The sequence below is a fragment of the Marinobacter litoralis genome (genome assembly GCF_003336705.1).
Taxonomy (GTDB): domain Bacteria; phylum Pseudomonadota; class Gammaproteobacteria; order Pseudomonadales; family Oleiphilaceae; genus Marinobacter; species Marinobacter litoralis.
Genome location: NZ_QMDL01000001.1, coordinates 104,704 through 126,342, shown reverse-complemented (window position 1 = coordinate 126,342; position 21,639 = coordinate 104,704). Strand labels below are relative to the sequence as shown.

Below are 21,639 nucleotides of genomic sequence, written 5' to 3'. Positions count from 1 at the left end.
CTCAGCCAAAAATGTGGTCAACAGCGCGCACTAATCTTCGGCCACGAGCCAGTTTTTCCCGAGCCGGAGCAATAGGTTCGCACTCACCCGCTTCAGCAACCACCATATGATCAATATGCAAGCTGGCCGAACTCATGTCGGTCTCGCACTTCACCGTAACACCCGAGGTCCAGAGTTGCCCCCGTTCGTTCTGATAGATTGCCAGCAGCGGGGTTGGCAAACTGAACCGTTCCAGCAACAGCGGTTTTTCCCGGTCATTAATAATCGTCACGGGCGTCACGGCTCGCCATGGGCGCTTGGGAACAGCCTCCAATGCCAATCGGCCAAAGGTAGACGAGGCATAACACAGCTCACCTTCCCGAGTATTTCGCCCCAGCCAAGTCATCGATGGCGGTGCCAAAGGGAACTCAGCCAACTCAGTACGCGCATCTCCCACACACACCTTCATCCACAGAGTGGTCCCCACGTACAACACACAACGAGCACCCGCAGGGATGGTCAAAGGCTGGAACGGGCGAATAACCGTGGGCAAATTGGCCATGGCTGGCAAAAAAGAAAGAACCCCATCATCCTTTGTACGCACAAAGCGCTGCACCTTAAGGTCGGACGACGGCAAAGTATGGCCCGTTGATTCGTACCAGTTTTCAGGATCGGTTCCTTGCTGGGCCGACTGTTCCCGGATCTGCCATTCAAGATCCAGCAGCGTCACCCACAACTTGGTATGACCAAGCTGATGGTGTTGCGTCTGCCCGGAAACCAGTTGGTAGGGGTGCGCCCAGACACCAGCGCGCTGGCTTTCGGATTGCTCTGTCATACCGTAGAAAAAACTCCTTTTTCATAGCCAGAAATATTGTTTAACTATAATCCAATCAGCCAAGGTCAGCGAATATATAAGTTAATGATTTGCCGCCTGTAATTACCCCTACTCCACAGCACGAGGTAAACCCGCTCATGGCAGAACTGGTCTGGTTCCGGAACGACCTGCGCACCGCAGACAATGCAGCTCTCACCGCTGCCTGCAAAAGCGGCCGCCCCGTGCGTGCGTGCTTTATCGTCACGCACGCGCAGTGGCAGGAGCACGACTGGTCGGCCGCTCGGGTTAAGTTCGTGCTGGAGCATGCAAACGCGTTGTCGAAACAGCTGGCCAAACTCGGCATTGCTTTGACCTTTCTTCATGCCGACACCTTCGCAGCCAGCCTGGACGTGCTCGAGCAACACTGCCAGCAGCACAACATAAGCCATGTGCATTTCAACGAGGAATACGGTGCCAACGAGCGCAAACGGGACAAACAGGTTCGCGACCGGCTAACCAAGCGGGATATCGCGGTCAAAAAATACCGGGACCAAACCGTCGCTCCGGTGGGGCAGATTCTCACTCAGAAAGACGAGCCCTATTCCGTTTTCACCCCGTTTGCTCGCCGGTGGCGGGTGTGGATAGAAGAAACCCACCCCACGCTGTATGCGGCCCCTTCTGCAACAGGGCCTGAAGTGACTCCTGAACAAACCGACACACTACCCGCGCCCTTCAAAGACGCGCCGGAGCCATTGGTCGAAACCGGCGAAAGTGCCGCCCACGATGCACTGGAAGAGTTTTTGGCAGAACGGGCCGCCAGCTACAAAGACACACGGGACTTCCCGGCTCTGGACGGCACCAGCCAACTATCACCCTACTTGGCCAACGGCGTATTGTCGGGCCGCCAGTGCTTGATTGCCGCCCAGCAAACCGGCAGTTCCGGCGAAGGCATTGAAACCTGGATCAACGAAATTGCCTGGCGCGACTTCTACATCAACATCCTTTATCACTACCCACGGCTCAGCATGCACCGCGCTTTCAAGCCGGAAACCGAGGCCTTGAACTGGAACGAGCCCGGCGCACACTTTGAAGCGTGGAAGGAAGGGCGAACCGGCATTCCGATTGTGGATGCCGCCATGCGTCAGCTAAAAACCACCGGTTGGATGCACAACCGCTTGCGGATGATCACCGCGATGTTCTTATCCAAGAATCTGTTCATTGATTGGCGGCTGGGCGAAGCCTGGTTTATGCAGAATTTGGTGGACGGGTTTCTGGCCTCTAACAACGGCGGCTGGCAGTGGAGTGCATCTACCGGCACAGATGCAGCACCCTACTTCCGGGTGTTTAATCCGGTCACCCAAAGCGAACGTTTTGACCCCAAAGGCGAGTTCATCCGTAACTGGGTGCCAGAGCTGGCGAAGCTGGATAACAAGCGGATTCACGATCCGTCTAAAGGTGGGGTTGTTCCGAAAGGGTATCCACGGCCTATCGTGGATTTGAAAGAAAGCCGGAAGGAGGCGATTGCGCGGTTTCAGGCTTTGAAGGACTGAGTAAGGTTCCCGGTCAGGGTTGGGGCGGCTCTCCAAAAACCGCTCCTTCGGCACGTCCATGTGACGCTTCTGCTCCGCCATCCATGGCTACGCACATTTTTGGAGAGCCGCCCCAACCCTGCCCTACTTTGGAGTTAGACCGAACATACGGGGCAGTCAGGGTCTTTCAGTAGCTTCATTTCTCGCCACTGCATCTGCCAAGCGTCCAGAATAAGCAATCGGCCTACAAGTGGGGTACCAATTTCCGCGATAAGTTTTATCGCTTCCATCGCCTGAGCTGAACCAATCATGCCTACTAAGGGCGCGATAACACCCGCTTCCGAGCAGGTCAGATCCTCGTTGCCCTGCTCTTCGTACAAACAGTGGTAGCAGGGGCTTTCAGGGTTTCGAGGGTCGTATACGGATATCTGCCCTTCCCCCCGAATCGCCGCACCAGACACTAACGGAACCCCGGCAGCAACGGATGCACGGTTAAGGGCGAAACGGGTGTTGAAGTTATCGGTGCAATCCAACACCAACGTTGCTTCCGAGACCAGCTGTTGAAGATCATCACCATCCACACGGCGATTAACGGCAGTCACGGTAATTTCGGGATTAATCGCGCGAACACGCTCGGCCAAGCGTTCGGCTTTGGAGTCACCAAGCCAGCTTTGCTGGAAACCGATTTGGCGCTGCAGATTGGCCAATTCGATCTGGTCGTCATCCACCAGCGTTAACTGCCCCACGCCGGCCGAGCCCAGATACAGCGCAACGGGGCAACCCAAGCCGCCGGAGCCCAGGATCATTACCCGGGCTTCTTTCAGCTTTTGCTGGCCGGCGATATCAAATTGAGGAATCAGAATTTGGCGGCTGTAGCGGAGCAGTTCGTCATCGCTGAGCATAGGACATCTCGCAGTTAGTCGCTGGCTGGCTTCCGGGCCAGGGTCATGCGGTCGTTACCGCCGTAATCTTTGCGGGTTTCTATGTTGCGCCAACCGGCACTGGCGAACAACTCCCGAACCACCTCACCTTGGTCGTACCCGTGCTCCAACATCATCCAACCATCGCCGTTTAACCAAGCCAGCCCCTGAGTGACCAACAAGCGAATATCATCCAGCCCGTCGTCGCCGGCAACCAAAGCGGATGCCGGTTCGAAACGCACATCGCCCTCACTGAGATGGCGATCGCTGGCGGGAATATAGGGCGGGTTGGAAATCAGCAGATCGAAGGTGTCTGCCGGGATGCTTTCAAACCAGTTGCTCTGGACCACGGTGATGGGAAGGTTCAGGTTTTGGCCGTTCTCGCGGGCCAACTCGACCGCTTCGGCAATGCGGTCACTGGCGGTTATCTGCCATTCGGGCTTTTCGCTGGCGAGTGCCAAGGCAATGGCACCGGTGCCTGTGCCCAAATCCAGAACCTTGGCGGCTTCGGGTAATTCAAGCGATAAGGCGGTTTCTACAAGACACTCAGTGTCTGGGCGAGGTATCAGCGTGGAGGTAGAAACCTTCAACGGAAGCGACCAGAACTCTTGTTGGCCGAGCAGGTAGGCAATGGGTTTGCCCTCAACCCGCTCCGCCACCAGCGCGGAAAATTGTTCAGCCTGCGCTACTGTGACTTCCCGCTCAGGCCAAGCCCGAAAACCGGTGCGGCTGTGACCGGTAACGTGACTCAACAACAGCTCGGCATCCAATTTGGGTGAATCGCCACCGATTTTGGCTGCCGCATCTTTTATCAGGGCTTCACAGGTCAACAAGGGTTTACTGGTCCTGTGACAATTCGGCCAACAACTCAGCCTGATGTTCCTGTTGCAGCGGCACCACTACAGCGTCCAGATCACCACCAACCACTTCATCCAGCTTATACAGCGTGAGGTTGATGCGATGATCAGTCACCCGGCCTTGCGGGAAGTTATAGGTGCGGATGCGCTCGGAGCGGTCACCACTGCCTACGAGACTTTTTCGGGTTTCCGCCATGCTTTGCTGCTGTTTTTCCAACTCGGCATTCTGCAGGCGAGAGGCCAGCAAGCTCATGGCCTTAGCGCGGTTTTTATGCTGCGAGCGTTCTTCCTGGCACTCCACTACCAACCCGGTTGGCAGGTGGGTAATTCGGATCGCGGAGTCGGTTTTGTTTACGTGCTGTCCGCCAGCACCAGAGGCCCGGAAGGTGTCTACGCGCAAGTCGCCTTTGTTGATATCGATGGCTTCTGCTTCGTCTGCTTCAGGGATAACGGCCACGGTGCAAGCAGAGGTATGAATGCGGCCCTGGGATTCGGTTTCCGGCACCCGCTGAACCCGATGTGCTCCGGATTCAAATTTAAGAGCCCCGTAAACGCCCTCTCCTGACAGCCGGGCAATCACTTCTTTATAGCCGCCGTGCTCACCTTCGTTCTCGTTCAGGATTTCAACCTGCCAGCGGCGCTTTTCCGCGTAACGGGAATACATGCGGAACAAGTCACCGGCAAAAATAGCCGCTTCGTCACCGCCCGTACCCGCGCGGACTTCCAGAAACACGTTTTTGGTGTCGTTCGGGTCCTTCGGCAACATCAGCCGCTGGAGCTCCGCATCCAGCTCTTCGCTGCGGGCCTGAGCATCGGATAGCTCTTCTTCGGCCATGGCGCGCATATCGGCATCGCCGTCTTTAGCCAACTCTTTCGCTTCCGCAATATCGTCAAGAGACTGCTGCCATGCCTGGAAGCATTTCACCACAGGTTCAATTTCTGCGTATTCTTTGGATAAATCACGAAACTTGTTCTGGTCGGCAATCACCGAGGCATCGCTCAACAGCGCACTCACCTCCTCGAACCGCTCTACTAACTGTTCAAGGCGGGATTTAATCGATGGCTTCATAGTTTTTCCGTGGTGGTGGGCTCGTCAGCATCCAACATTTCAAGCTGATAAAGCTCACGCAGGAAGTCCGCAACTTCGGTACGCCCCTCAGCCATGGCTCTTCGTACTTGGGTAGATGGTTGGTGCAGAAGTTTATTGGTAAGGCCTCGCGCCAGGCTGCGGAGCGCAGTTTCCGGGTCAGCACCGTTACGCAGCGCCCTGAGCGCTTTTTCAGTTTCCGCGTCGCGTAATGATTCCGCTCGTGAACGGAATACCTTTAGCGTAGAGACCGCGTCTAACGCCCGCAGCTGATCCAGAAAATCCTGAACGCCGCTGGCAATCAGGTTTTCAGCCTCTCGGGCAGCACCTTCCCGCGAGCGAACGTTTTCTTCTATCACTTGGCGCAAATCGTCAACGGTATAGAGGTATACGTCAGCCAAGGCGCCCACTTCCGGCTCAATATCACGAGGAACGGCAATATCCACCATAAAATAGGGGCGGTGTTTACGTTTTTTCAACGCGCGCTCTACGGCACCTTTGCCGAGAATCGGCAGCGGGCTGGCCGTGGATGAGATTACGATATCGACGTCGGCCAAATGGTCCGGGATTTCAGATAAGACAATGCCCTTGCCGCCGTGGATTTCGGCCAACGCTTGGGCACGCTCCAGCGTTCGGTTGGCAACAAGAAAATCACGCACACCCGCATCAGCCAAATGGCGAGAAACCAGCTCGATGGTTTTACCCGCACCGATCAGCAGCGCCTTGTTGCGAGACATGTCGGCGAAAATCTGGTGCGCCATGCTGACTGAGGCGTAAGCGACTGACACCGGGTTCTCACCGATCGCCGTTTCTGTTCTAACCCGCTTGGCAACAGAGAAAGTGTGTTCAAACAGACGAGACAGGAAGGCACCGGTGGCGTTGTGTTCCCGCGCCAGAGCGTAGGCATCCTTTAGCTGACCAAGAATCTGCGGCTCGCCCAACACCATGGAATCCAGGCCCGCAGCCACACGCATCATATGCCGCACGGCATCGGAATCCCGATGCACGTAGATCACGTTTTCCAGATCGGCCGCGTCCAAGTCATGGAACCCCGCCAGCCAACGCAACAAGGCTGGCGCACAGTCGTCGTCGCCCGCCAAATAGAGTTCCGTACGGTTACACGTAGACAAGATGCCGGCTTCACTGGCACCCGTCGCCGCCCGCAGCTCGGAGAAGGCCTCGGCCATCCGCTCAGGCGTAAACGCGACCCGCTCGCGGATTTCCACAGGCGCAGTGCGGTGATTTATTCCCAGTGTGAGCAATGCCATGGTGAGCTTAAAACACCTCAGTCCAATGAAAGATAAGCAGCCTCATTCTACCGGCGCCCGCTCGCGCCTGCCACCTGAAAACACCCGGGCTTCGGCAACTGCGGACATGTTGGGCAACTTCAAGCGCTTATGCCATTATAGGCGTTCGGCCTTGACCACGATCCGATCTGCCTCAATTTTTCAGGCATAGAACGGACATTCTGAAACACAGCCTCGAGCTCACAGGACGCTGCATGCAAAGAAACGCACCATACCTGGCCACCTGCCTGCTGGGAATTACCTTCGCCACTTTATCCGGCTGCTCCAGTTTTTCAGGGTCATCAACACAACCGACCCCCGAGCCCGTTGCCACCCCGGCACCTGAACAAACCGACATCGAGTACGCCGACTTCGAGCCCGAAGTGCTTTACCAACTTTTATCGGCAGAAATCGCGGCGCAACGAGGCCGCTACGACGTTACTCTGGTGAATTATATTCAGGCCGCAAAAACCTCCAGGGACGATGGCGTGATCGAGCGTGCCATGCGTATTGCCCAAACCCTTAATGCCGACAATGCCCAACAACAACTGGCGGATCTGTGGCTCGAGAAGTCGCCGGACAACATCCAAGCCCACCGTGTAGCAGCCATCCAGGCAGTCAAACGACAAAACCTGGAAAAGGCGCTGCTGCACATGGAAAAGATCATGGACCAAGGCGAAGACGCTGATTTTGACAGCCTCGCGGCCATGGCCACTCAACTTCCACCAGCGCAACAGCAAGAGTTGCTGACACTTTACCTGCGCTTGGCCGAACGCCATCCGAACACTCCGGATTTGGAGTACGGCATTGCATTGCTGATGAAAGTCTCGGGCGATCCCCAATCTGGTCTGGAGCGTTTGGAGTCTTTGATCAGTGCGCACCCTAATTTCCAACCGGCGATCACGCTCAAAGGCGACTTGCTTTACCAAACTGGCCAGACAAAGGCGGCGCTAAACCACCTCACCACCAATACCCGCCGGTTCCCTGACAATCGTCAGATGGGCACACTTTACGGCCGGATTCTCATTAACGAGAAAAAACTGCAAGCAGCTCAAGACGAATTTCAACGACTGATAACACGTCACCCGGAAACACCAGGGCTGAAACTGTCCCATGCCTTAGTGGCACTGGAAAACCAGCAACCCGACGTTGCCCGTGCTGATCTTCAAGCGTTGGTCGATCAAGGCCACCATACCAACGAAGCCAAGTATTACCTTGGTCGCATTGAGGAAGAAGCTGGCAACACCGAGCTGGCCATCAACCTCTACCAGAGCGTGGAATCGGGCAACTACTATTTCCCCGCCCTGTCCCGCGCCAGCGAACTGCAAGCTCAGGCTGGCGAATTGAACGAAGCGCTAAGCCACATACAAGCGCTGAGAGCCAACAATCCGGAGCAAGCTGAAAAGTTCTGGCTGCTCGAAATCAACCTGCTGATTGACCAAGATAAAAAGACCGAGGCGCTGGCTGCGACTAACACAGCACTCGCCGAGCACCCAAAAAACGTTGAAGCTCGCTATGCGCGCGCCATGCTGCTCGACGCTAACGGTAAATCGGAGCAGGCAGAGCAAGACCTGAAAGCGATCCTCGACATAGAGCCGACCAGCTCCATCACCCTCAACGCGCTGGGCTATATATTGACCGAGCGAACCGATCGCCTTCAGGAAGCACAAGGTTACATCGAGCGCGCCCTGGCTCTCGACCCGGACAACCCCGCCATTCTGGACAGCATGGGATGGGTACTGTTCAAGCAAGGCCGCACCATGGAAGCGCTGAATTATCTGTCGGAAGCCTGGGGGGCCTACCCGGACCCTGAAGTCTCCGCCCATTACGGCGAAGCGCTGTGGAGCATTGGCGAAGAGGAGCAGGCTCGCATTGTCTGGGAAGAAGGTCTGGATAAAGACCCGGATCACGAGATTCTTCTCGAAACCATCGAGCGTCTGACCAACGAAGGGAGCGAAGAATGACTCGCAGAACCCTACCCCTGTTAGCCGCCCTCCTGCTCTCATTAGCCGGCTGTACCACCATACAGCTAGAGCCTTTAACCGAGGGCATGACGGAACAACCTCCCGCAGAGTGGGCTGCTCGCTCGAACCAACTGACGCGATTTAATCACTGGCTACTGTCCGGCAAACTGGCCGTCAAACAACCGTCTGACAGCGGCACCGCGGTGATCAACCGCTGGCAGCAACGCAGCGAGAGTTACGAGCTGGCGTTGTCGTCGTCGTTCCTCGGTATGGGCAGTACCGAACTGAAAGGGGTGCCGGGATACATTGAGCTAACGATGCCAAACGGCGACCGCTACCAGTCATCAGAGCCCGAGAAACTGATTCAGGCCGCCACGGGCTGGCAATTACCCATCGACAATCTGACCTGGTGGATCAAAGGCCTGCCAGCGCCAGACGGCGACTTCCGCCTGCTGTTTGATGAACAGAACAAACTGGCGATTCTCAAACAAGACGGCTGGGAAATTCGCTACGATCGCTGGCAACCGTTCGTAGACACTCTGCCCGAACTGCCCGCGCGCATCACCGCCCTGAAAGGGGACAAACGAGTACGTGTCGTTATCAGCCACTGGCAACGCGAGGACTAAGTCAGTGACAACCAGCATCACCCTGCCCTCGCCGGCGAAACTGAACCTGTTCCTGCACATCACCGGTAAACGGCCAGACGGCTACCATGAACTTCAGACCCTGTTCCAGTTTCTGGACTACGGCGACGAACTGACGTTCACCCTCACTCCGGAACAGCCTGAAATACGCCTTGAGAACCCCATAGCGGGCGTCCCAGACGACCAGAACCTCATCATCCGGGCCGCTCGGGCACTGGCATCGCGCAGTTCGAACGCCTTACCCGGTGTACGCATCAACCTGAACAAACGCTTGCCCATGGGCGGCGGGTTAGGCGGTGGCAGCTCAAATGCAGCCACCACCCTTCTCGGGTTGAACCATCTTTGGAACTTGAACCTGAGTGAGGACGAGTTGGCCGACATCGGCCTGACTCTGGGCGCCGACGTACCGGTTTTTGTTCGCGGAAAAGCAGCCATCGGCGAAGGCGTTGGCGAAGTCCTGACGCCCGCAAACCCGCCCCAGGACTGGTTTCTGGTGCTGAAACCAAACTGCGACATCAACACCGGAAAGATTTTTTCAGAAAAAAGGTTGACAAGAGACACCCCAAAATTGAAAATACGCCCCGCTTTTGAGGGAGACGCCTCGAGGTACCGAAATGACTGCGAGGATGTGGTTCGTGAACTGTATCCTGAGGTTGACCGAAGCCTGGAATGGCTTGCACAATTCGGACCTGCAAGATTAACCGGAACCGGGGCTTGCATTTTTGGACGTTTCCCTACAGAATCCGCAGCGCGGATCATCTGGGAAAGCAAACCCTCCGGCATCAAGGGGTTCGTAGCTAAAGGGGTGAACATTTCACCACTTCACACAAAGCTAACAGAGCTAAGATGATGCCAAAAAAGCACGATACTGGGGTGTCGCCAAGTGGTAAGGCAACGGGTTTTGATCCCGTCATGCGCAGGTTCGAATCCTGCCACCCCAGCCACCTTTCTCCCGCTTCTTCTGAATCAAACGCCGATACCGAGAAGGATGCCGTCGTGTCAAAACTGATGATCTTCGCTGGCAATGCCAATCCTGAGCTTGCCCAAGCAATTGCAAAAAAACTTCACATTCCCATGGGCGAAGCCACTGTTGGCCGCTTCAGCGATGGCGAAACCACCGTTGAGATCAATGAGAATGTACGTGGCCATGATGTCTTCATCATCCAGCCAACCTGCTACCCCACCAACGACAACCTGATGGAACTGATCGTGATGGCTGACGCCCTGCGTCGCGCCTCTGCATCACGAATCACCGCGGTTGTGCCTTACTACGGGTATGCACGCCAGGATCGCCGTGTTCGCTCAACGCGAGTTGCAATCAGCGCCAAGGTCGTAGCCGATATGATCTCCAGCATCGGCGTAGATCGCGTACTAACGCTTGACCTGCACGCCGACCAGATTCAAGGCTTCTTCGATATTCCGGTAGACAACATCTACGCAACACCCGTGATGCTGGAAGACATTGAGAAGCAACGTTTCGAAAACTTTGTTGTGGTATCCCCTGACGTTGGCGGCGTAGTTCGCGCACGCGCTGTCGCCAAGCGCATGGACGATGCCGACCTGGCCATCATCGACAAACGTCGCCCGAAAGCCAATGTATCCCAGGTTATGCACATCATCGGTGATGTTGCCGACAAGACCTGCATCTTGGTGGATGACATCGTGGATACCGCCGGCACCCTGTGCAAGGCTGCTGAAGCCCTGAAAAATCGCGGCGCTTCACGCGTTGTTGCCTACATTACCCACCCGGTACTGTCTGGCCCGGCAATCGAGAACATTAACGGATCTGAGCTGGACGAACTGATCGTCTGCGACACGATTCCGCTGAGTGACAAAGCGAAGAAATGTGATAAAATCCGCGTCCTCAGTATGGCTGGCCTGCTCGCGGAATCTATTCGCCGGGTTAGCAATGAAGAATCTATCAGCGCCCTGTTTGAGAACGTGTAACTCGGAAAATCCGAATTACAGCGTAATGTCCAAACATTAAAACACGCTGAAACCGTATCGGAGTCGGGAGCCTAACAAGGCTCCCGACTCTTTTAGTCAGTCTGAGAAATAATTTTCAGACTATTCAAAAAACATCATCTGTTCAAATGCCTGGTCGCGGGCTGTTCAGATGACGATTGAGGTACATATTATGTCCCAGGAATTTGTTATTGAAGCATTTCCTCGTGACGATCAGGGGAGAGGTGCGAGCCGCCGCCTGCGTCGTGAGGAAAAGAAAATCCCAGCGATCATTTATGGCGAAGGCAAAGAAGCCGTATCCATTTCTATCTGGGAAAACGAGCTGAAAAAAGCTCTGGAAAACGAATCTTTCTTCTCTCAGATCCTGACCATCGATCTGGAAGGCAAAAAAGAAAGCGTCATCCTGAAGGATCTGCAGCGTCACGCGTACAAGCTGCGCCTGATCCACGCTGACTTCCTGCGTGTAGACAAAGACCACGAAATCGTTGTTCAGGTTCCTGTTCACCTGGTGAACGAAGACACTGCTCCTGCGATCAAGACCTTCGGTGGCGTAGCCTTCCGTCTGCTGACCGAAGTTGAAGTAGCATGTCTGCCTAAGGACCTGCCAGAGTTCATCGAGATCGATCTGACCGACGTGGAACTGGATCAAGTTGTTCACCTGAGCGACCTGAAACTGCCAGAAGGCGTTCGTATCCCGGCTCTGCAGCACGATTCTGAGCACGACCAGGCTGTTGTATCAATCAACAAGCCGAAAGGCGCCAAGGCTGACAACGCCGAAGACGCTGAAGAAGCTGAGGAAGGCGGCGAGGAGTAATCACTCCGGAGGGACTGGCATATGGCACAGGATATTGTCATGGTTGTTGGCCTGGGTAACCCCGGAGCCGATTACGAGAATACCCGCCACAATGCCGGCGCCCTGTTCGTCGAAGCGCTGGCCCGCGATGCGGGTCAGACGCTCCGCCCCGAAAAGAAGTACCACGGGCTTTACGCTCGCATCCAATGGCAGGGTCTTGACCTGCATCTGCTCAACCCCAGCACGTTCATGAACCGCAGCGGCCTGGCCATTAAGGCTCTGGCGGATTTCTTCAAGATCGCGCCTGAAAACATCCTGATCGCCCACGACGAACTTGATATCGCTCCCGGTACCGCCAGGTTTAAAAAAGGCGGCGGCCACGGTGGCCACAACGGGTTACGCGATGCGATTGCACACCTGGGCACCAAAGACTTCCAAAGACTTCGCATCGGCATAGGTCACCCCGGCGACAGCCGCAAGGTAACCGGCTATGTATTGGGCCGCCTCGGCAAGAAAGAAACCGAGGAACTGAACGCAGTCACTGACGAAATCATGCGTGTACTTCCGGATGCCGCCAACGGCAAACTGGCAGCCGCCATGAACCGCCTGCACAGCTTCAAGCCTACCGCCTGAGCACGACACAACCCCTTACTCGCACCTATACCGATACACCGGTATAATCCGCGCAAATTATTAGTTCCAGCAGAGGCATTCCATGGGATTTAACTGCGGCATTGTCGGCCTACCTAACGTCGGCAAATCAACCTTGTTCAACGCACTCACCAAGGCCGGTATCGGCGCGGAAAACTTTCCGTTCTGTACCATCGAGCCGAACGCGGGCGTGGTGGCCATGCCCGACCCACGCCTGACCAAACTGGCAGAAATCGTCAAACCCGAACGCGTGGTAGCCACCACCATGGAGTTTGTCGATATCGCAGGCTTGGTAGCGGGTGCCTCCAAAGGTGAAGGTCTTGGCAACCAGTTTTTGGCCAACATTCGCCAGACCGACGCCATCGCCCACGTAGTTCGCTGCTTTGAAGACAGCAACGTCATCCACGTTGCCAACAAAGTTGACCCGGCTTCCGACATCGAAATCATCAACACCGAGCTGGCGCTTGCCGACCTCGACACCGTTGAGAAGGCCATCAAACGCGTACAGCGTGTTGCCAAGAGCGGTGACAAAGAGGCCAAAGCCCAGCTCGAGATGTTTGAACAGCTACTGCCCGTTCTGAACGAAGGCAAGCCGGTGCGCAGCATGAACCTCGATACCGATCAGTTGGCCTTGATTCGTGAGCTGTGCCTGCTCACCATCAAGCCCACGATGTACATCGCCAACGTTAGCGAAGACGGTTTCGAGAACAACCCTCACCTTGACGTTGTTCGCGAAATTGCCGCTTCAGAAAATGCAGCTGTCGTGCCTATCTGCAACAAGATCGAAGCCGAGATCTCAGAGCTGGAAGACGACGAAAAAGCCATGTTCCTCGACGAAATGGGCATGGAAGAACCCGGCCTAGACCGCGTTATTCGCGCGGGCTACAAGCTACTAGACTTGCAAACTTACTTCACCGCTGGCGTAAAAGAAGTCCGCGCCTGGACCGTTCGTGTAGGTGCCACGGCCCCTCAGGGTGCCGGTGTGATTCACACCGATTTTGAACGCGGCTTCATCCGCGCCGAAGTGATCAGCTATGACGACTTCGTGCAATACAACGGCGAAGCGGGCGCAAAAGAAGCCGGTAAATGGCGTTTGGAAGGCAAGGAATACATCGTGCAAGACGGCGATGTCATCCACTTCCGCTTTAACGTGTAATTTTTCGGAAATTTTGGCCAAGAAGCCTTGACAGCTTGAGGCCAAATGCCGAAAATACGCGCCTCGTTTGGGGTGATCCCCACAACGATTTGGCAAGGTAGCTCAGTTGGTTAGAGCACAGCACTCATAATGCTGGGGTCGGCGGTTCGACTCCGCCCCTTGCTACCAGTATTCTAAAAGCCCGACTCGAAAGAGTTGGGCTTTTTTTATGCTTAAACCACCTGGAAACTGCTGTCATGTCCGAAAACATCGCGTCCGGCTTGTCCATCGATACCCTTGAACGAATTACACGCCATTTCGATGAACGCTACATTCAGCCCGGCAAGCTGCCCGGTGCGGTCACCCTAGTGGCCCGCCACGGCAAAGTGGTTTGGGCACAGGCTCAGGGGCTGATGGACGTTGAACGCAACCGCCCGATGCAGCGCGACACCCTGTTCCGCATCTATTCCATGACCAAGCCTGTCACCTCCATCGCTATGATGCAGCTCTATGAACAGGGTAAATTCCTGCTGAACGACCCCGTGCACAAGTACATCCCGTCATGGCGCAAAATGCGGGTTTACAAAGGCGGCAGCTACCCGGATTTCGAAACCGAGCCAGCCGCAAAAGCGATGACCATTCGGGATTTGATGACGCACACCTCCGGCCTCACCTACGGTTTTACCGAGCGCACCGAGGTCGATGCGGCATACCGCAAGCTGAAACTGGACGGCAGTTCGATTCTTACACTGGAAAAGCTGGTGGATAGGCTGGCTGAATTGCCTCTGGAGTTTTCTCCCGGAACCGCTTGGAACTACTCGGTTTCCACCGATGTGCTCGGGTATTTGGTAGAACTGCTGTCTGGCCAGTCGCTGGATAATTACTTCGACGAACACATCTTCCAGCCATTGGGCATGACCGACACCGGCTTTCACGTTAGGCCAGAACAACAGCACCGCTTTGCAGCCTGCTACTTATACCAGCCCGGCGACACAATGAAACTGCAGGACGACCCGGAACGCTCAAAGTACCTGAAGCACCCGCGATTTTTATCGGGCGGCGGCGGACTGGTTTCCACCATCGACGATTACCACAAGTTTGCGCAGGCACTGTGTCAGGGCGGCGAATACCAAGGGCAACGAATCATCGGGCGAAAAACACTAGAATTCATGCGCCGCAATCATCTGTCCGACAACAAGGACCTACCCGCGCTCTCTGTTGGCGGTTTCAGCGAAACACCTTATCAAGGCAGCGGATTCGGTTTGGGATTTTCAGTAAAAACCGATGTAGCAGCCTCTCACACCGTCGGTTCTGAAGGCGAGTTCGGCTGGGGCGGCTTGGCGAGCACAAGTTTCTTCATCGATCCGAAAGAAGACCTTGTCGTCATCTTCATGACTCAGCTGATGCCTTCATCATCTTATCCGATCCGGCAAGAATTGAGAGCTTTAGTCTACGGCGCGATGACCTGAAATACGCCAGTAGCGAGCATTAGGTAACACCACCTATTCGACCATAGCCACCTATGGCATACTCGGCCTCCTTAGCCAATAACGAACAACTCATCAGCAAGGAACGTTGTCATGAAACCAGCAACTCTCGCTCTGCACGCAGGCTTCAAAAGCGACCCGACTACCAAGGCCGCAACGACGCCGATTTACCAGACCACGTCTTACACCTTTGACGACACCCAGCACGGTGCCGATCTGTTTGACCTGAAAGTTCAGGGCAACATTTATACCCGCATCATGAACCCCACCAACGCGGTTCTTGAAGAGCGCATGGCCGCTCTGGAAGGCGGCATTGGCGCGCTGGCTGTTGCTTCCGGTATGGCAGCCATCACCTACGCACTGCAAACCATTTGCCGTGTTGGCAACAACATCGTCAGTACTGGCCAGCTATACGGCGGCACCTACAATCTGTTTGCACACTCGCTGCCGAACCAGGGCATCACCTGCAAAATGGTCGCCCACGACGATTACGAAGCACTGGAAAATGCCATTGATGACCAGACCCGTGCACTGTTCTGCGAATCCATTGGCAACCCGGCGGGCAACGTCGTAGACATCCAGAAATGGGCCGAGATTGCGCACAAACATGGCATTCCGTTGATCGTAGATAACACCGTTGCTACGCCGGTTCTGTGCCGCCCATTCGAGCACGGTGCTGACATCGTGATTCACTCACTGACCAAATACATTGGCGGTCACGGTACAACAGTGGCGGGCATTGTGGTGGATTCCGGTAAGTTTGACTGGAAAGGCAACGCCGACAAGTTCCCGATGATGAACGAACCAGACCCGTCCTACCACGGTGTGGTTTACACCGAAGCACTGGGTGAAGCCGCCTTTATCGGCCGCTGTCGCGTCGTGCCGCTGCGCAACACCGGCTCTGCATTGTCGCCATTCAACTCCTTCCTGATCATGCAGGGCATGGAAACATTAGCACTGCGCATGGAGCGCCATTGTTCCAACGCCGAGAAAGTCGCCCAGTTCCTGCAAGACCACCCTTCTGTTGAATGGGTAAATTACGCCGGCCTGGCCAACAGCCCGTACAAGGCAACCTGCGAGAAGATCTGTGACGGCAAAGCCTCTGGCATCCTGAGCTTCGGCATCAAAGGCGGCCGCGAAGCCGGCGCCAAGTTCATCGACGCGCTGGATCTGATCCTGCGTCTGGTTAACATTGGCGACGCCAAGTCTCTGGCCTGTCACCCCGCCACCACCACGCACCGTCAGCTCGATGCAGACGAACTGAAGAGTGCGGGTGTTAGTGAAGATCTGGTGCGTCTGTCCATCGGCATAGAAGATGTTGAAGACATCATTGCCGACGTTGCTCAGGCCCTTGAGAAGTCCCAAGCCTGATTTGCATCAACCGGGTACGACCAAAGTCGTGCCCGGTACCCTCGTGATTGCCCGTATCCACCTTGTAACTGCACGCCCCGCCCATTAACCTTTAGAGCTCACCTTATCTGATTCGAGAGCTCCCGACCCCATGAGCGACAGCGCAAAAGCCCGCATTACCAGTGGTTCCAAATTCCGCAACGAACACGGTTTCGCCGCCATCAAAGACGGCGTCAAACGATCGAGCTCGAGTTCGGAAGACAAACCTCTGGAGCGCAAGCCCAAATGGCTGAGAGCGCGCATGCCTGGTGGTGAACGTTTTGAAGCGGTACGTCGCAACGTGTCGGAGCATCGTTTGAGCACGGTGTGTCAGGAATCCCATTGCCCGAATATCGGTGAATGCTGGACGAACGGTACCGCCACCATCATGGTGATGGGCTCCGTTTGCACCCGTGCCTGTAAGTTCTGCGCGGTTGATACTGGCAACCCGAAAGGCTGGCTGGATCCGGAAGAACCGGAAAATACCGCCAAGTCTGTTGAGCTCATGGGCCTGCGCTACATCGTGCTCACCTCAGTAGACCGGGACGACCTGGAAGACGGCGGTGCGGCTCACTACGCGGCCTGTGTGTCGGCCATCAAACAGCGCACACCGGAAGTTGCGGTAGAAGCCCTGACCCCGGATTTCGATGCGGTAATGAGCGATGTGGAGAAAGTAGTGGATTCCGGCCTGGACGTCTTCGCCCAGAACGTTGAAACCGTAAAACGCCTGACCAGCCGTGTACGGGACCCCCGCGCCGGCTATGAAAAAACCCTGAGCGTTCTAGCCCACGCCAAGAAACATCGCCCGGACGTACTCACCAAGACCAGTCTGATGCTGGGCCTAGGTGAAACCGAGGAAGAAGTCCTCGAAACGATGGATGACCTGCTCGCCATTGGCGTAGACATTCTAACCCTCGGCCAATACCTGCGCCCTACCCCGAATCACCTGCCTGTAGAGCGCTATGTTACACCAGAGGAATTCAACCGGTTCCGTGAGATCGGTTTGGAAAAAGGATTCATGGAAGTGCCGTCCGGGCCGATGGTGCGTTCTAGCTACCGGGCTGACCGGGTGTTCGACAAAAACAATCTCGGGCTGACTGTACCGGATGTTCCCGAGGCACCCCAGGCTATGCAGATTCCCGTCAAGCACGTGGAATAACTTTCACCATTAAAAACGCCGCCGGAGCTTCGCTCGGGCGGCGTTTTTAATCTTATCAGGCCTTTCCTGGCTCCGGGTTGTCCGGAGTGTTGATCATCTCATCGTGCTCGGCCATTTCCCACGGCAGTTTACCCGGCGAAATATCGAGGAAGTGCAGGTAATTCTCGAACTGGTCCAGGATATCCTTGATCACGTCATCCTTGTCATACCCGTAAATATCGTAGGCCCGGCCACCCCGGCGCAGATACACTTCCGCCCGGAAGTATACGTCCGGCTTGTCCGTGTCCCGTTTAAGCTCACCGTAAACAAATCCGGGCATGGCGTGCTCGGTTAGGCGGATGTCGTAAACAAAATCGACGTGATCCTTACGATGCACCATCAAGTGTGAGCGCTCGTTTTCCGGGTCGAATTCGGCCGAGGCGCTCCAACCCTGCGCCGTCAGCTCCTTCTCGACCTCCCGCATGGCTTCCATCACGGTGCCTTCAATGTACTTCGCCACGTCTTGGCGTGTCGGAAACTCAACCATAGCGGCCAACCGATGCTTCCATTGCGCCCCGGTCATGTGGCGATTGCTGCTGACATGGGCCTGCAAACTGGTTTCACGGTGCCCCTCAATAACCAATGCCCGCCACATGCCGATAGCGGCCACCAACATAATGATGGCAAACGGCAGTGCGCTGGCAATCGTCATCGTCTGCAAGGCGCTCAACCCTCCAACCAATAGCAAGACTGACGCAACCGCACCTTCCAATACCGCCCAAAACACACGCTGCCAGGCAGGGGTTTCAATCACACCGCCGGAGGCGAGTGAGTCGATCACCAAGGAGCCCGAGTCTGACGAGGTCACAAAGAATGTCACGATCAGCAGCACAGTCAGTAATGAGATAAAGAAAGACCAGGGCAACACATCGAACAACTTGAACAAGGCCACGGCATGATCTGTCTGGACATCGTTGATCAGCGTATCCAATCCCTCATGCATAATGAGAGTCAGCGCTGTGTCACCAAAGACCGAGAACCACAAGAAGGTAAACACGGAAGGCACCAGCATCACACCAAACACAAACTGGCGGATGGTACGGCCGCGACTGATCTTCGCAATAAACATCCCGACGAACGGAGCCCAAGCGATGGTCCACCCAAAGATAAATAACGTCCAGTTACCGATCCAGTCACTACGAGAGTAGGCTTGCAGGTTAAAGGTGCGCTCCACTATGCCGCTCAGATAACTGCCCGTGTTCTGCAGGAAGGTTTCCAGAATATGAATGGTCGGCCCAACCACGAACACAAACAGCATCAGGGAAATCGCCAACACCATATTAAGAATAGACAGTCGTTTGACGCCCTTATCCATACCCGCCACAACCGACACGGTTGCCGCTGCGGTGATCACGGCAATCGCGATAATCTGCACGGTGGTGCCGACAGGAACGGACGGCCAAAGGTAGTTAATTCCGGCGTTAATTTGAGTAACAGATAAGCCAAGCGTGGTGGCGATACCGAACATCGTCCCCAAAATGGCAAAGACATCGACCACATGACCGATGGGGCCGTAGATCTTCTCGCCAATTAAAGGATAGAGCGCAGAGCGAATGGAAAGCGGCAACCCGTGGCGGAAAGCGAAGTACGCCAATACAAGCCCCACCAGACCGTAAATCGCCCAGATGTGGAAGCCCCAATGGAAAAAGGCGATTTGCATGGCCTGCTTCGCCGAATTAACGGTTTCAGCTGCACCCGCGGGCGGCGCCGCATAATGCAACACCGGTTCAGCTACGCCGAAGAACAGCAAAGCGATACCGTAGCCTGCGGAAAACAACATCGCGAACCATTCTGGGAAGGAGTATTGCGGTTCGGCATGATCTGGGCCAAGTTTGATATTGCCCCACTTGGAAGCGCCCACGGAAACAATAAAGACCAGAAATATGGCCACGGAAAGCATGTAAAACCAACCGAATGTCTCGGTAATCCAACTCAGCGTGGCACTGAATGCCTCGCCCGCCATTTCGGGGTTACTGATTGTCCCGATCACCAGTAACAGCGCCACCACGACGGCCGGTATAAACACCGGCACTAATATCGTGGACCGCATCGCCTTCTTATCCGAAGCCATAAAACGCCACCATCCTTTTGTTAAATAAGAAATTCCGACTTGCGATTATAGGTTGCGAAACAGAATCAAAATCGCCTAGCAACACTATAGAAGCTGTAGGCAAATAATCCATTTGGGTTGTTCTAGTACTTTTCCCGAGAGAAAAAGCGAACTGCAGGAAATACGAAGGGGGTCCTCGGCGCCCACTGCTTGGGCGCCGAGGGAACTCGCGTCAGTATCGGGCGATTACTGAGACTGCTGCATCTGACGCTGTTGCATTTGCCGCTGCATCTGTTGCTGCATTTGCTGCATCTTTTGGTCAAGCTCTTCGCGCTGCTCTTTGGTGAACACCGCATCAACCTTAGCCTGCATCAACGCAGAAAGCGCCGCGATTTTACCGGTCACATCTCCCAATTTTTCAGCGTGGGAACGAATGTTATCTTCGTCATAATCGGCCTTGATTTCACCTTGCAGTTCACGCTGTAGGCCTTGGGCATCCTGACGCAACTCACTCAGTTCACCTTCCATCTCGCTGATGATGCCTCGAATTTCGGTTTGCTGGTCATCGGACAAACCCACCATTTGAGCCAACTGCGCAACTTGATCGGGTTGCCCCTGCTGAGCAAACGCCGGCATGGACAAACTAATGGCAACCAATGCCGAACCAATTATCTTTTTCAGTTTCATAGTACGCTCCAAATTTGAGTGGCAGATGCACCACAACATAGCCATTTAGGTTTCAGTGCCTTACACCCTAAATCATTCCCGCAAGCGATTTCACCCCGATCCCCCTGCTTTTTGTACAGTTTTTAGAGGCACCCGCCCAAACCCCGCGCCACTCCGGCATTTTTGACAATGTGAAAATTTAGTCATTCCACTGCATAATGGCGGCTTTACCCACCATACGGAGCAGACATCATGGCCATTAACTGGTTTCCCGGGCACATGCACAAGGCCCGCAAGGAGATCAAAAAAGTCATGCCCCAGATGGATCTCATCATCGAGGTGGTTGACGCGAGACTCCCCTTCAGCAGTGAAAACCCGCTGGTACCATCATTGCGTGGCGACACACCTTTGATCAAAGTGCTGAACAAACGGGACCTGGCTGACCCGAAAATCACGGAACAATGGTTGGAATGGCTGGAACAGGAACGGGGAGTGCGTGCCATTACCCTTACCCACAACCAGCGCCAGGAAGCCTTGAACATCCTGAAACTGGCGGAGGAAATGACGCCCGGTCACGATCGACAAAAGAGCGCGTTACGGGTGATGATTCTGGGCATTCCAAACGTTGGAAAATCCACCCTCATTAACACGCTTGCAGGCCGACCTGCCGCGAAAACCGGCAACGAGCCAGCGGTGACACGGGCACAACAAGCCATCAAACTCCCGGACAACGTTCTGCTGTACGACACCCCGGGCTTCCTGTGGCCAAAGTTGTCACCCGAACAGTGCGGCTATCGTCTTGCGGTTAGCGGCGCGATTCGCAGTGCCGTTCTGGATTTTGAAGACGTAGCCATGTTTGAGGCGGATTATCTGGTCGATGCCTATCCGGAATTGGCTATGTCCCGTTATGGCCTCAATGAACGCCCAAGAGACGGGCTGGTCTTAATGGATGCTATTGCCGCAAAGCGCCGCTTCGTGGGCCGTGGCGGTGTCCCCGATCTGTACAAGGTTTCTGAAGTGCTCATCAATGAGTTCAGGGCAGGCACCATTGGCCGAATTTCACTGGAAACACCGACGATGGTAGAAAAAGAACTGGCCGAGGCCCGAGCTCTAGCTGAAATCGAAGCGGCACAAAAAGAAGCCCAGGAGCAGGAGCGCAAACAGAAAGGCCGAAAACGCTAAGCCTTAAGAATTAAGCATAAATACCGCTAGCTCGAAGATTCGT

At 55.2% G+C, this 21,639-nt stretch carries 19 protein-coding genes and 2 tRNA genes; 14 read left to right on the top strand and 7 right to left on the bottom strand.

The genetic code is table 11. From position 1 onward, the window contains the following. Position 1 precedes the first annotated feature (1 nt). Positions 2–814 (bottom strand): hypothetical protein, encoded by an 813-nt coding sequence (locus DOQ08_RS00615; RefSeq protein WP_114332979.1) that lies wholly within the window; start codon positions 812–814, stop codon positions 2–4. Between the two features lie 137 nt (positions 815–951). On the opposite strand from DOQ08_RS00615, the gene phrB reads away from it, so the two are divergent. Then, positions 952–2,343: a deoxyribodipyrimidine photo-lyase gene (phrB, locus tag DOQ08_RS00610; RefSeq protein ID WP_114332978.1), complete on the top strand. Its 1,392-nt coding sequence runs from the start codon at positions 952–954 to the stop codon at positions 2,341–2,343. Positions 2,344–2,477: 134 nt separating this feature from the next. Here phrB and DOQ08_RS00605 read toward each other — a convergent pair whose 3' ends face one another. The 4 genes from DOQ08_RS00605 to hemA are packed head-to-tail and all read right to left on the bottom strand — an operon-like array spanning position 2,478 to position 6,454. Further along, on the bottom strand, positions 2,478–3,224 hold the full coding sequence (locus tag DOQ08_RS00605; protein WP_114332977.1) for a HesA/MoeB/ThiF family protein: 747 nt from the start codon (positions 3,222–3,224) through the stop codon (positions 2,478–2,480). A gap of 14 nt (positions 3,225–3,238) precedes the next feature. Then, positions 3,239–4,072 (bottom strand): peptide chain release factor N(5)-glutamine methyltransferase, encoded by an 834-nt coding sequence (gene prmC / locus DOQ08_RS00600; protein WP_206074777.1) that lies wholly within the window; start codon positions 4,070–4,072, stop codon positions 3,239–3,241. Between the two features lie 7 nt (positions 4,073–4,079). After that, positions 4,080–5,168, bottom strand: coding sequence for a peptide chain release factor 1 (prfA, locus tag DOQ08_RS00595; RefSeq protein ID WP_114332975.1), 1,089 nt, complete (start codon positions 5,166–5,168; stop codon positions 4,080–4,082). Further along, complete coding sequence (hemA, locus tag DOQ08_RS00590) at positions 5,165–6,454, bottom strand: glutamyl-tRNA reductase (protein WP_114332974.1); 1,290 nt, start codon at positions 6,452–6,454, stop codon at positions 5,165–5,167. The genes prfA and hemA overlap by 4 nt, the downstream gene beginning before the upstream one ends. Positions 6,455–6,687: 233 nt before the next feature. On the opposite strand from hemA, the gene DOQ08_RS00585 reads away from it, so the two are divergent. From DOQ08_RS00585 to lipA, 12 genes are all read left to right on the top strand, one after another. Beyond that, a complete protein-coding gene (locus DOQ08_RS00585) occupies positions 6,688–8,436 on the top strand; it encodes a tetratricopeptide repeat protein (RefSeq protein ID WP_114332973.1) in 1,749 nt (582 codons plus the stop codon). Further along, entirely contained in the window at positions 8,433–9,062 is a 630-nt protein-coding gene (gene lolB / locus DOQ08_RS00580; RefSeq protein ID WP_114332972.1) for a lipoprotein insertase outer membrane protein LolB, read from the top strand. The genes DOQ08_RS00585 and lolB overlap by 4 nt, the downstream gene beginning before the upstream one ends. 4 nt (positions 9,063–9,066) lie before the next feature. Then, positions 9,067–9,930 carry a 4-(cytidine 5'-diphospho)-2-C-methyl-D-erythritol kinase gene (ispE, locus tag DOQ08_RS00575; protein ID WP_114332971.1) on the top strand — a complete coding sequence of 288 codons (864 nt, stop codon included), beginning with the start codon at positions 9,067–9,069 and terminating at the stop codon, positions 9,928–9,930. A gap of 19 nt (positions 9,931–9,949) precedes the next feature. Continuing rightward, a tRNA-Gln gene (locus tag DOQ08_RS00570) sits at positions 9,950–10,024 on the top strand. Positions 10,025–10,076: 52 nt separating this feature from the next. Continuing rightward, entirely contained in the window at positions 10,077–11,027 is a 951-nt protein-coding gene (locus DOQ08_RS00565; protein WP_114332970.1) for a ribose-phosphate diphosphokinase, read from the top strand. A gap of 190 nt (positions 11,028–11,217) precedes the next feature. Continuing rightward, positions 11,218–11,859 (top strand): 50S ribosomal protein L25/general stress protein Ctc, encoded by a 642-nt coding sequence (locus DOQ08_RS00560; protein ID WP_114333855.1) that lies wholly within the window; start codon positions 11,218–11,220, stop codon positions 11,857–11,859. 21 nt (positions 11,860–11,880) lie between these two features. Continuing rightward, positions 11,881–12,471: an aminoacyl-tRNA hydrolase gene (gene pth / locus DOQ08_RS00555; protein WP_114332969.1), complete on the top strand. Its 591-nt coding sequence runs from the start codon at positions 11,881–11,883 to the stop codon at positions 12,469–12,471. Between the two features lie 82 nt (positions 12,472–12,553). Further along, a complete protein-coding gene (gene ychF, locus DOQ08_RS00550; RefSeq protein WP_114332968.1) occupies positions 12,554–13,645 on the top strand; it encodes a redox-regulated ATPase YchF in 1,092 nt (363 codons plus the stop codon). A 91-nt stretch (positions 13,646–13,736) separates the two neighbouring features. Continuing rightward, positions 13,737–13,813: transfer RNA gene (locus DOQ08_RS00545), tRNA-Met, on the top strand. 68 nt (positions 13,814–13,881) lie between these two features. Continuing rightward, entirely contained in the window at positions 13,882–15,093 is a 1,212-nt protein-coding gene (locus DOQ08_RS00540; RefSeq protein ID WP_114332967.1) for a serine hydrolase domain-containing protein, read from the top strand. Between the two features lie 111 nt (positions 15,094–15,204). Then, positions 15,205–16,482 (top strand): O-acetylhomoserine aminocarboxypropyltransferase/cysteine synthase family protein, encoded by a 1,278-nt coding sequence (locus DOQ08_RS00535; protein ID WP_114332966.1) that lies wholly within the window; start codon positions 15,205–15,207, stop codon positions 16,480–16,482. Positions 16,483–16,612: 130 nt separating this feature from the next. After that, the gene (lipA, locus tag DOQ08_RS00530; protein ID WP_114332965.1) at positions 16,613–17,659 is read left to right on the top strand and encodes a lipoyl synthase; all 1,047 of its coding nucleotides are present in this window, start codon (positions 16,613–16,615) and stop codon (positions 17,657–17,659) included. Positions 17,660–17,714: 55 nt separating this feature from the next. On the opposite strand, the gene DOQ08_RS00525 is transcribed toward lipA, so the two are convergent. Together DOQ08_RS00525 and DOQ08_RS00520 are read right to left on the bottom strand one after the other, a co-directional pair. Beyond that, positions 17,715–19,769 (bottom strand): BCCT family transporter, encoded by a 2,055-nt coding sequence (locus DOQ08_RS00525; RefSeq protein WP_114332964.1) that lies wholly within the window; start codon positions 19,767–19,769, stop codon positions 17,715–17,717. A 225-nt stretch (positions 19,770–19,994) separates the two neighbouring features. Then, positions 19,995–20,435: a Spy/CpxP family protein refolding chaperone gene (locus DOQ08_RS00520; protein ID WP_206074753.1), complete on the bottom strand. Its 441-nt coding sequence runs from the start codon at positions 20,433–20,435 to the stop codon at positions 19,995–19,997. 231 nt (positions 20,436–20,666) lie between these two features. Between DOQ08_RS00520 and ylqF the strand changes: the two genes are divergently transcribed. After that, positions 20,667–21,596: a ribosome biogenesis GTPase YlqF gene (gene ylqF, locus DOQ08_RS00515; protein ID WP_114332962.1), complete on the top strand. Its 930-nt coding sequence runs from the start codon at positions 20,667–20,669 to the stop codon at positions 21,594–21,596. Positions 21,597–21,639 lie beyond the last annotated feature (43 nt).

Bases quoted from the DNA above. Each gene is read 5' to 3' on its own strand.
- DOQ08_RS00615 (WP_114332979.1), bottom strand. From the start codon at position 814: ATGACAGAGCAATCCGAAAGCCAGCGCGCTGGTGTCTGGGCGCACCCC.
- phrB (WP_114332978.1), top strand. From the start codon at position 952: ATGGCAGAACTGGTCTGGTTCCGGAACGACCTGCGCACCGCAGACAAT.
- DOQ08_RS00605 (WP_114332977.1), bottom strand. From the start codon at position 3,224: ATGCTCAGCGATGACGAACTGCTCCGCTACAGCCGCCAAATTCTGATT.
- prfA (WP_114332975.1), bottom strand. From the start codon at position 5,168: ATGAAGCCATCGATTAAATCCCGCCTTGAACAGTTAGTAGAGCGGTTC.
- hemA (WP_114332974.1), bottom strand. From the start codon at position 6,454: ATGGCATTGCTCACACTGGGAATAAATCACCGCACTGCGCCTGTGGAA.
- DOQ08_RS00585 (WP_114332973.1), top strand. From the start codon at position 6,688: ATGCAAAGAAACGCACCATACCTGGCCACCTGCCTGCTGGGAATTACC.
- lolB (WP_114332972.1), top strand. From the start codon at position 8,433: ATGACTCGCAGAACCCTACCCCTGTTAGCCGCCCTCCTGCTCTCATTA.
- DOQ08_RS00560 (WP_114333855.1), top strand. From the start codon at position 11,218: ATGTCCCAGGAATTTGTTATTGAAGCATTTCCTCGTGACGATCAGGGG.
- pth (WP_114332969.1), top strand. From the start codon at position 11,881: ATGGCACAGGATATTGTCATGGTTGTTGGCCTGGGTAACCCCGGAGCC.
- ychF (WP_114332968.1), top strand. From the start codon at position 12,554: ATGGGATTTAACTGCGGCATTGTCGGCCTACCTAACGTCGGCAAATCA.
- DOQ08_RS00540 (WP_114332967.1), top strand. From the start codon at position 13,882: ATGTCCGAAAACATCGCGTCCGGCTTGTCCATCGATACCCTTGAACGA.
- DOQ08_RS00535 (WP_114332966.1), top strand. From the start codon at position 15,205: ATGAAACCAGCAACTCTCGCTCTGCACGCAGGCTTCAAAAGCGACCCG.
- lipA (WP_114332965.1), top strand. From the start codon at position 16,613: ATGAGCGACAGCGCAAAAGCCCGCATTACCAGTGGTTCCAAATTCCGC.
- DOQ08_RS00525 (WP_114332964.1), bottom strand. From the start codon at position 19,769: ATGGCTTCGGATAAGAAGGCGATGCGGTCCACGATATTAGTGCCGGTG.
- DOQ08_RS00520 (WP_206074753.1), bottom strand. From the start codon at position 20,435: ATGAAACTGAAAAAGATAATTGGTTCGGCATTGGTTGCCATTAGTTTG.
- ylqF (WP_114332962.1), top strand. From the start codon at position 20,667: ATGGCCATTAACTGGTTTCCCGGGCACATGCACAAGGCCCGCAAGGAG.